Origin of the sequence: Cupriavidus sp. HPC(L), from assembly GCF_000307735.3 — a bacterium.
Taxonomy (GTDB): domain Bacteria; phylum Pseudomonadota; class Gammaproteobacteria; order Burkholderiales; family Burkholderiaceae; genus Cupriavidus.
The window spans coordinates 1-4,389 of the sequence record NZ_AMPR02000234.1; the positions used below are offsets into that span (position 1 = coordinate 1).

Annotated in this window: 3 protein-coding genes and 1 pseudogene; 1 reads left to right on the plus strand and 3 read right to left on the minus strand. The window is 68.9% G+C overall.

Annotated elements, in window-relative coordinates; genetic code table 11:
* The 3 genes and pseudogenes from B551_RS14305 to miaB form a co-directional block, all read right to left on the minus strand.
* Window positions 1-204, minus strand: a pseudogene (locus tag B551_RS14305) (rRNA maturation RNase YbeY); the annotation flags it as partial.
* Window positions 205-220: 16 nt separating this feature from the next.
* Window positions 221-1,216, minus strand: coding sequence for a PhoH family protein (locus B551_RS14310; protein WP_006579847.1), 996 nt, complete (start codon window positions 1,214-1,216; stop codon window positions 221-223).
* A gap of 67 nt (window positions 1,217-1,283) precedes the next feature.
* A complete protein-coding gene (miaB, locus tag B551_RS14315; protein WP_006579846.1) occupies window positions 1,284-2,696 on the minus strand; it encodes a tRNA (N6-isopentenyl adenosine(37)-C2)-methylthiotransferase MiaB in 1,413 nt (470 codons plus the stop codon).
* 343 nt (window positions 2,697-3,039) lie between these two features.
* Between miaB and B551_RS14320 the strand changes: the two genes are divergently transcribed.
* On the plus strand, window positions 3,040-4,389 hold a 1,350-nt coding region (locus B551_RS14320), incomplete at its 3' end, for a DEAD/DEAH box helicase (RefSeq protein ID WP_043439753.1).

Below are 4,389 nucleotides of genomic sequence, written 5' to 3' on the forward strand. Positions count from 1 at the left end.
GTCGGGGCGGGCCAGCAGGCCGGCGCGCTGGCGCGGGTCGCTGTGCTCGGCCAGCAGCGACACCACGCCGTCGGCGGCCTGCGACAGGTCCACGGTCAGGCTGCGGCCGTCGGGCAGCTGCACGCGCAGCGCGTGCGCGGCGCTCTTGCGGGCCCGGCCTTCGCCGTCGAACAGGATCAGGCTGGGGGCGGCGCTGGGAGCCATCTTCTTGCTGGTCAAATCAGGTGTCCTTGTGCTGGGCGTGGTATTCGTCGTAGGCCTCGACGATGCGCGCCACCAGCGGATGGCGCACCACGTCGATGCTGGTGAAGCGGGTCGCGGCGACGCCGCGCACGTCGCGCAGCACGTGCTGCGCTTCGATCAGGCCGCTCTTCTGGCCGCGCGGCAGGTCGATCTGCGTGGTGTCGCCGGTGATCACCGCCTTGGAGCCGAAGCCGATCCGGGTCAGGAACATCTTCATCTGCTCCGGCGTGGTGTTCTGCGCCTCGTCCAGGATGATGAAGGCGTGGTTCAGCGTGCGGCCGCGCATATAGGCGAGCGGCGCGATCTCGATCATCTGGCGCTCGAACATCTTCTGCGTGCGGTCGAAGCCGAGCAGGTCGTACAGCGCGTCGTACAGCGGGCGCAGATACGGATCGACCTTCTGCGCCAGGTCGCCCGGCAGGAAGCCCAGCCGCTCGCCGGCCTCGACCGCCGGACGCGTCAGCACGATGCGCTTGACCGCGTCGCGCTCGAGCGCATCGACCGCGCAGGCCACCGCCAGATAGGTCTTGCCGGTTCCCGCCGGGCCGATGCCCAGGGTCAGGTCGTGCGAGACGATATTGCGCAGGTAGTCGCGCTGCGCCGCGGTGCGGCCGACCAGGCCGGTGCGGCGCGTGTGCAGCACCGGCGATTCGTCGTCGGCATCGCCGCCCGCGTCGTTGTCCGCCCCGGGCGGGCCGGCGACATGCGCGGCGTACTGGCGCGTCTCGATCAGGCCGAGCTGCACGTCGTCGATCGACAGCGGCGTGCGGGCCTGGTTGTAGAAGCGCTCCAGCGCGGCGGCGGCCTCGTTGGCATTGGCGCCGCGCACCGTCATCTTGTGGCCGCGCCGCTGGATCGTGACGTCCAGCGCCTGTTCGACCTGGCGCAGGTTTTCGTCCAGCGGACCGCACAGGTTCTGCAGCCGGGCGTTGTCGTCCTTGGGCGCCACGAATTCTGCGGAAGGAATTTTCATCGGGAGAGCGCTCCGTTGTTGTTCGTCTTCGGCCGTCGCCGTGCGCGCGGCGCGCCGGGCATCGCGCCTATCCGCGCACCAGGATCTCGCCGCGCAGCGAATGCGGGAAGGCCTCGGTGATCGTGACCTCGACCATCTGGCCGATCAGCCGGTCGCGGCTCGCCTGCGGCACGCCGGGCAGCGCGAAATTGACCACGCGGTTGTTCTCGGTGCGGCCGTGCAGCTCGTTCGGGTCCTTGCGCGCCGGGCCTTCGACCAGGATGCGCTGCACCGTGCCGACCATGCCGCGGCTGATGCGCTGCACGTTCTCCTCGATGGTCGCCTGCAGCCGTTGCAGACGGCGCAGCTTGACCTCGTGCGGCGTGTCGTCGTGCAGGTTGGCCGCGGGCGTGCCGGGGCGCGGGCTGAAGATGAACGAGAACGAGGTGTCGTAGCCGATCTCCTCGACCATCGCCATCAGCTTGTCGAAGTCGGCGTCGGTTTCGCCGGGAAAGCCGACGATGAAGTCCGACGACATCGACATGGTGGGCCGGATCGCGCGCAGCTTGCGGATGATGCTCTTGTATTCGAGCACGCTGTAGCCGCGCTTCATCGCCATCAGGATGCGGTCCGACGCGTGCTGCACCGGCAGGTGCAGGTGGTCGACCAGCTTCGGCACGCGCGCGTAGACGTCGATCAGCCGCGCGGTGAATTCCTTCGGATGGCTGGTGGTATAGCGGATCCGCTCGATGCCGGGGATCTCCGCCACATACTCGATCAGCAGCGCGAAATCGGCGATCTCGCTGGTGTCGCCCATGCGGCCGCGGTAGGCGTTGACGTTCTGCCCCAGCAGCGTGACCTCGCGCACGCCCTGGTCGGCCAGGCCCGCGATCTCGGCCAGCACGTCGTCGAAGGGGCGCGAGACTTCCTCGCCGCGGGTGTAGGGCACCACGCAGTAGCTGCAGTATTTCGAGCAGCCTTCCATGATCGAGACGAAGGCGCTCGGGCCTTCGACGCGCGCCGGCGGCAGGTGGTCGAACTTCTCGATCTCGGGGAACGAGATGTCGACCTGCGAATGGCCGCTCTGGCGGCGGCGCGCGATCATGTCGGGCAGCCGGTGCAGTGTCTGCGGGCCGAACACGACGTCGACATACGGCGCGCGCGAGACGATGGCCGCGCCTTCCTGGCTCGCCACGCAGCCGCCGACGCCGATCACCAGGTCGGGTTTGGCGGCCTTCAGCGCCTTCATCCGCCCCAGTTCCGAGAACACCTTCTCCTGCGCCTTCTCGCGCACCGAGCAGGTATTGAACAGGATCACGTCGGCGTCTTCGGGATTGTCGGTCTTCTCCAGCCCCTGGCTGGCGTGCAGTACGTCGACCATCTTGTCGGAGTCGTACTCGTTCATCTGGCAGCCGTAGGTCTTGATGAAGACCTTCTTGACGGGCGTGGCGGGGGCCGCCGCAGGCTGGGTGGCCTCGGTGGCTTGGGGACGTGGATTCATGGTGCCGATCTCAGTGGTTGACCTGGGGGCATCGGATGCTTCAGGGGGGCGGAACATGGCCTGCCGCGGCGGCCGGCGCTGGGCGGAATGCCAGGCGGGCGGGGCAAGGCGGGACAGCCCGCTATTCTACCCGCTCGGCTCATGGGGCGTCCGGTGCGAATGCGCCGAGGCTGATACACTACGGGCCTTCCGAACCTGGAGGCGGAGGCAGTCGTTCCGCTTCCCCGGCACCCCGCGTCCCGCCCATGCAGGCGATGACGGCGGCAGCCGGCCAGTCGCCACAATCCATGCCGGCCCCGACGATTGGCGCATCCGTGCGCAAGGGGCGGCCGAAACGAATTCCATGTCTTTTTCCGAACTAGGCTTGTCTGACAAGCTTGTCCGCGCCGTGGCGGAGCAGGGCTATACCACGCCCACGCCGATCCAGGCGCAAGCCATTCCCGCGATCCTGAAGGGCGGCGACCTGCTCGCCGGCGCCCAGACCGGTACCGGCAAGACCGCCGGCTTTACGCTGCCCATGTTGCAATTGCTGTCGCGCGCCGAGCCGCCGGCCCGCGGCGAACGGCCCCGCATCCGCGCGCTGGTGCTGACGCCGACGCGCGAACTGGCCGCGCAGGTCGAAGAGAGCGTGCGCAACTACGGCAAGTATTTGCGCCTGCGTTCGATGGTGATGTTCGGCGGCGTCGGCATCCATCCGCAGATCGATCAGCTCAAGCGTGGCGTCGATATCGTGGTGGCCACGCCGGGCCGTCTGCTCGACCACGTGGGCCAGCGGACCATCGACCTGTCGCATGTCGAGATGCTGGTGCTGGACGAGGCCGACCGCATGCTCGACATGGGCTTCATCCACGATATCCGCAAGGTGCTGAACGTGTTGCCGCCCAAGCGGCAGAACCTGCTGTTCTCGGCGACGTTCTCCGACGAGATCCGCGCGCTGGCCGACCGCCTGCTCGACAATCCCGCGTCGATCGAGGTCGCGCGCCGCAACACCACGGCCGAAACCGTGGCGCAGCGCGTCTACGCGGTCGATCGCGAGCGCAAGCGCGAACTGCTGGCCCACCTGGTGCGCGAGCACGACTGGCATCAGGTGCTGGTCTTCACCCGCACCAAGCACGGCGCCAACCGGCTGGCCGAGCAGCTGAGCAAGGAGGGCCTGTCGGCGCTGGCGATCCACGGCAACAAGAGCCAGTCGGCGCGCACGCGCGCGCTGTCCGAGTTCAAGGCCGGCACGCTGCGGTTGCTGGTGGCGACCGACATTGCCGCGCGCGGCATCGATATCGACCAGCTGCCCCACGTGGTCAACTTCGACCTGCCCAACGTGCCGGAAGACTATGTGCACCGGATCGGCCGTACCGGCCGCGCCGGCGCCGAGGGCGAGGCGGTGTCGCTGGTCTGCGTCGACGAGCATGGCCTGCTGCGCGACATCGAGCGTTTGATCAAGCGCAAGCTCGAGCAGATCGTGCTGCCGGGGTTCGAACCGGATCCGACCATCGCGCCCGAGCCGATCCAGAAGGGCCGCCAGGCGCGCGGCCAGAATGGCGGCGGCGGACGGGGGCGTCCGCAGGGTGCCGGCAATCCTGCCGGCAGTGGTGCCGGTAATGGCGCCGGTAAGGGCTCGGGCGCGCCGTCGGGCGAGCGCCGTACCGAAGCGCGGCCGCCGCGCCCGCCCCGTCCCGCACGTCCGCAGGAAGCC